The organism is Streptomyces sp. GC420, assembly GCF_009916105.1.
Taxonomy (GTDB): domain Bacteria; phylum Actinomycetota; class Actinomycetes; order Streptomycetales; family Streptomycetaceae; genus Streptomyces.
Genome location: NZ_JAAAXQ010000492.1, coordinates 1 through 4928 on the forward strand (window position 1 = coordinate 1; position 4928 = coordinate 4928).

General features: G+C 69.8%; 4 protein-coding genes. 3 read left to right on the plus strand and 1 reads right to left on the minus strand.

Going from position 1 to position 4928, the window contains the following annotated elements; translation table 11 throughout:
• The coding region (uvrA, locus tag GUY61_RS34675) for an excinuclease ABC subunit UvrA (protein ID WP_313897003.1) at nt 1–2839 on the minus strand (2839 nt) is incomplete at its 3' end.
• 186 nt (nt 2840–3025) lie between these two features.
• On the opposite strand from uvrA, the gene GUY61_RS34680 reads away from it, so the two are divergent.
• The 3 genes from GUY61_RS34680 to GUY61_RS34690 all read left to right on the plus strand — a co-directional run.
• The gene (locus GUY61_RS34680) at nt 3026–3712 is read left to right on the plus strand and encodes a maleylpyruvate isomerase family mycothiol-dependent enzyme (RefSeq protein WP_166634299.1); all 687 of its coding nucleotides are present in this window, start codon (nt 3026–3028) and stop codon (nt 3710–3712) included.
• Between the two features lie 33 nt (nt 3713–3745).
• Nucleotides 3746–4402 (plus strand): MBL fold metallo-hydrolase, encoded by a 657-nt coding sequence (locus GUY61_RS34685; protein ID WP_166634300.1) that lies wholly within the window; start codon nt 3746–3748, stop codon nt 4400–4402.
• A 180-nt stretch (nt 4403–4582) separates the two neighbouring features.
• Nucleotides 4583–4928: MFS transporter (locus GUY61_RS34690; protein ID WP_166634301.1), on the plus strand; the 346-nt coding region annotated here is incomplete at its 3' end.

Sequence of the window (4928 nt, forward strand, 5' to 3'; positions counted from 1 at the left end):
CCAGCGCCTGCCCCTGCCCGGCGAGGAAGTCGTGGTAGGCGGCGCTGCGGCCCGGCGTCAGCGGGACCTCCCGCACGAGCTCGAGCGCCTCGCGCTTGACCGCCCACACGGCGTCCCGGTCGATCAGCCAGTCGGCGGTCTTGACGACATCGAGGTTGTGCTCGATCACGATGACCGTGTTGCCCTTGTCCACGAGTCCGGACAGCACCGTGATCAGCTTGCTGATGTCCTCGAAGTGCAGGCCGGTGGTCGGCTCGTCGAGCACGTAGACCGTACGGCCCGTGGAGCGCTTCTGGAGTTCGCTGGCGAGCTTCACGCGCTGGGCCTCACCGCCGGACAGTGTCGGCGCGGGCTGTCCCAGCCGGACGTATCCGAGGCCGACCTCGTTGAGGGTGCGCAGGTGGCGGGCGATGGTGGGGACGGCCTCGAAGAAGTCGAGCGCCTCCTCGATCGGCATGTCCAGCACCTCGGCGATGGACTTGCCCTTGTAGTGGACGTCCAGGGTCTCCCGGTTGTAGCGCGCGCCGTGGCAGACCTCGCAGGGGACGTAGACGTCCGGGAGGAAGTTCATCTCGATCTTGATCGTGCCGTCGCCGGAGCAGTTCTCGCAGCGCCCGCCCTTGACGTTGAAGGAGAAGCGGCCGGGCAGGTAGCCCCGCACCTTCGCCTCCGTCGTCTCGGCGAACAGCTTGCGGATGTTGTCGAAGACCCCGGTGTACGTCGCCGGGTTGGAGCGCGGCGTACGGCCGATGGGCGACTGGTCGACGTGCACGACCTTGTCGACGAGGTCGTCGCCGTCGACGCGGGTGTGCCGGCCCGGCACGCTGCGGGCGCCGTTGAGTTCGCGCGCGAGGTGCGTGTAGAGGATGTCGTTGACCAGCGTCGACTTGCCCGAACCGGAGACGCCGGTGACAGCGGTCAGCACGCCCAGCGGGAACGAGACGTCGATGTCCTGGAGGTTGTTCTCGCGGGCGCCGCGCACGGTGAGGTGCCGTGAGGGGTCGGCGGAACGCCTGGCGTCCGGAACCGGGATGGCCCTCCTGCCCGCCAGGTACTGGCCGGTCACCGAGTGCTTGTTGGCCAGCAGTTCCTTCAAGGGGCCGCTGTGCACGACCTTGCCGCCGTGCTCACCCGCGCCGGGGCCGATGTCGACCACCCAGTCGGCGACCTTGATGGTGTCCTCGTCGTGCTCGACGACGATCAGGGTGTTGCCCATGTCCCGCAGTCGCACCAGGGTCTCGATGAGCCGGTGGTTGTCCCGCTGGTGCAGGCCGATCGAGGGCTCGTCCAGGACGTACAGCACACCGACCAGGCCGGAGCCGATCTGCGTGGCGAGCCGGATGCGCTGGGCCTCGCCGCCGGAGAGGGTGCCGGCGGCGCGGTTCAGCGAGAGGTAGTCGAGGCCGACGTCGACGAGGAAGCGCAACCGCTCGTTGACCTCCTTGAGGACCCGCTCGGCGATCTTCCTGTCCCGGGCGTCGAGCCGCAGTCGGCCGAGGAAGTCCGCGCAGTCGCTGATGGACATCGCGGAGACCTCGGCGATCGACTTGCCCATGACGGTGACCGCCAGGACGACGGGCTTGAGACGGGTGCCCTCGCAGGTCGGGCAGGGGATCTCGCGCATGAAGCCCTCGAAGCGCTCCCGCGCCCCGTCGCTCTCGGCCTCCGAGTGGCGCCGCCTGACGAACGGGACGGCGCCCTCGAACGAGGTGGTGTACGCCCGCTCGCGGCCGTACCTGTTCCTGTACCGCACCTCGATCTGGGTCCTGTGGCCGTACAGCAGGGCCTTCTTGGCGCGCTGCGGCAGGCCGGCCCAGGGGATGTCGGTGCGGAAGCCGAGCTCGCCGGCGAGCGCCCCGACCAGGCGGGCGAAGTAGTCCTTGGTGTGGCCGTGGGACCAGGGGGAGACGGCGCCCTCGTCGAGCGACTTGTCCGGGTCGGGGACGATCAGTTCGGGGTCGACCTCCATGCGGCTGCCGATGCCGGTGCAGTCGGGGCAGGCGCCGAAGGGCGAGTTGAAGGAGAAGGAGCGCGGCTCCATCTCCTCGAAGGAGAGGTCGTCGTACGGGCAGTAGAGGTGCTCCGAGAACATCCGCTCGCGCTCGGGGTCGTCCTCGGGGAGGTCGACGAAGTCCAGGACGATCATGCCGCCGGACAGGCCGAGCGCGGTCTCGACGGAGTCGGTGAGACGCCGCTTGGCGCTCTCCTTGACGGTGAGGCGGTCGACGACCACCTCGATGGTGTGCTTCTCCTGCTTCTTCAGCTTCGGCGGATCGGTGAGCTGGATCGTCCGCCCGTCCACCCGGGCCCGGGAGTATCCCTTGGTCTGGAGGTCGGAGAAGAGGTCGACGAACTCGCCCTTGCGTTCCCTGACCAGTGGGGACAGCACCTGGAAGCGGCTGCCCTCGGGCAGCTCGAGCACCCGGTCGACGATGGCCTGCGGCGACTGGCGGGTGATGGGGCGGCCGCACTCCGGGCAGTGCGGCTTGCCGACGCGGGCGAAGAGGAGCCGGAGGTAGTCGTAGACCTCGGTGATGGTGCCGACCGTCGAGCGCGGGTTGCGCGAGGTCGACTTCTGGTCGATGGACACCGCGGGGGAGAGCCCCTCGATGAAGTCCACGTCGGGCTTGTCCATCTGGCCCAGGAACTGTCTGGCGTACGACGAAAGGGACTCGACGTAGCGCCTCTGCCCCTCGGCGAAGATCGTGTCGAACGCCAGGGAGGACTTGCCCGACCCGGAGAGCCCGGTGAAGACGATGAGCGCGTCACGGGGAAGGTCGAGCGAGACGTTCTTCAGATTGTGCTCACGAGCGCCACGGACGATGAGACGGTCGGCCACGCCGGGTCCGCACCTTTCTTCAGAGAAGCGGGGGCGAGGCCCCCGTCTCACAGAGCAGGGGCCGCCACGAGCGATGCATTGCTGTCTTCCAAGGATGCCTCTCCCGAGCCTATAGCACGTGCATTCGATTTTTGACCACGTCCGGGTTCCTTCACCCGAACGAGTGGTGGCGCTAGGGTCGACTCCATGATCGATCACGCACGCGACCTGGACTCTGTACGCGAAGCGACCGAACGGCTCCTCACCGCAGCCGCCGAAACGGCACCGTCGGTCGCCGAATCCTCCCTCCTGCCGGGCTGGACCCGCGGACATGTTCTCGCTCACATCGCCCGAAATGCCGACGCGCTCGTCAATGTGTTCGCCGGCCGCCCCATGTACCCCACCGCAGAGAGCCGGGACGCCGACATCGAGCGCGACGCGTCCCGCCCCCTCGCCGAACAGCTCGAGGACGTGCGCGAGAGCGCCGAGCGCTTCCAGCGGGCGGCCGCCGGCATCGACGACTGGTCCCGCACCGTCGAACTGCGCAACGGGGTGACCGACGCCGCCGCGAGGATCCCCTTCCGGCGTCTCGTCGAGGTCGAGCTGCACCACGTCGATCTCGGCATCGGCTACACCCTGGAGGACCTGCCCGAGGACTTCACGCTGCGCGAGATCGACTTCCTCGCCGAGCGCTTCGCCGGACACAAGGACGTCCCCTCGACGGCACTCGACGCGGGGAACGGCCGGGTGTGGACCACGGGCGGCGGCGCGGAAGGCGGCCCCGTCGCGGTCCGCGGCACCGCCGCCGACCTGCTCGGCTGGCTGGCCGGCCGCCGCGACGGCTCCGCGCTGCGGGTCCAGGGAGGCCCGCTGCCCGCCCTGCCGCCGCTGTGACCGCCCGCCGGGTCACAGCACTAGGCTGACCTCATGACGTACAGCGGTGTGGTGAAGGTCGGCGGTCCCGCGGATGTGCATGAGCTGGCCGCCCTGATGATCTCCAAGGTCGCCGTGGGCCCCATGGACAACAATGCCTATCTGCTGCGCTGCCGGGCGACCGGCGAGCAGCTGCTCATCGATGCCGCGAACGACCCCGGGACGCTGCTCGCGCTGATCGGGGACGACGGCATCGCCTCCGTGGTCACCACCCACCGGCACGCCGACCACTGGCAGGCGCTCGAAGCCGTCGTCGCGGCGACCGGCGCCCGCACCTACGCGGGCGCCCACGACGCCGAGGGCATCCCCGTCCCGACCGACGTACTGGTCGAGGACGGCGACACGATCACCGTCGGCCGGGTCGAGCTGACCGCCCGTCATCTGGTGGGCCACACCCCCGGCTCCATCGTCCTCGTCTACGACGACCCGCACGGCCATCCGCACGTCTTCACCGGCGACTGCCTCTTCCCGGGCGGAGTGGGCAACACCAGGAAGGACCCGGAGGCCTTCGCCGGCCTGCTCCACGACGTCGAGACGAAGATCTTCGAGCCGCTCCCCGACGAGACCTGGGTCTACCCCGGTCACGGCAAGGACACCACGCTGGGCGACGAGCGTCCGCACCTCGCGGAGTGGCGCGCTCGCGGCTGGTAGCGGGTGGGCGCTCACCATGTGATCGCGTCCGGACAGCGCCGTGCGATCGCTTCGTGCGATCGCGTTCGTGCGATCACCACCCAGTGCCCCCTCCGCGCCGGTCCGGGTGCCCCGTGCGCCCCGTGACCGGCCGCCCGGGCGGATGGTTGGCCGGGCATGCGTGGTGTTGGATCTCCCTCCATGGCCCGGGTCGCGGCCGCCTCGATGGCCGGCACGGCCATCGAGTTCTACGACTTCTTCGTCTACGGCACCGCGGCGGCGCTGGTGCTCGGACCGTTGTTCTTTCCCTCGTTCTCGCCGCTCGCGGGAACTCTCGCCGCCTTCGGAACCTTCGCCGCGGGCTTCGTGGCGCGGCCGCTCGGGTCGGTCCTCTTCGGTCACATCGGTGACCGGCACGGGCGGCGCCCGGTGCTGTTCCTCTCGCTGCTGCTGACCGGCGTGGCGACGGTGGCGGTCGGCTGCCTGCCGACGTACGCCTCGATCGGTACGGCCGCGCCCGTGCTGCTGCTGACGCTGCGCTTCGCGC

Bases quoted from the DNA above. Each gene is read 5' to 3' on its own strand.
- GUY61_RS34680 (WP_166634299.1), top strand. From the start codon at position 3,026: ATGATCGATCACGCACGCGACCTGGACTCTGTACGCGAAGCGACCGAA.
- GUY61_RS34685 (WP_166634300.1), top strand. From the start codon at position 3,746: ATGACGTACAGCGGTGTGGTGAAGGTCGGCGGTCCCGCGGATGTGCAT.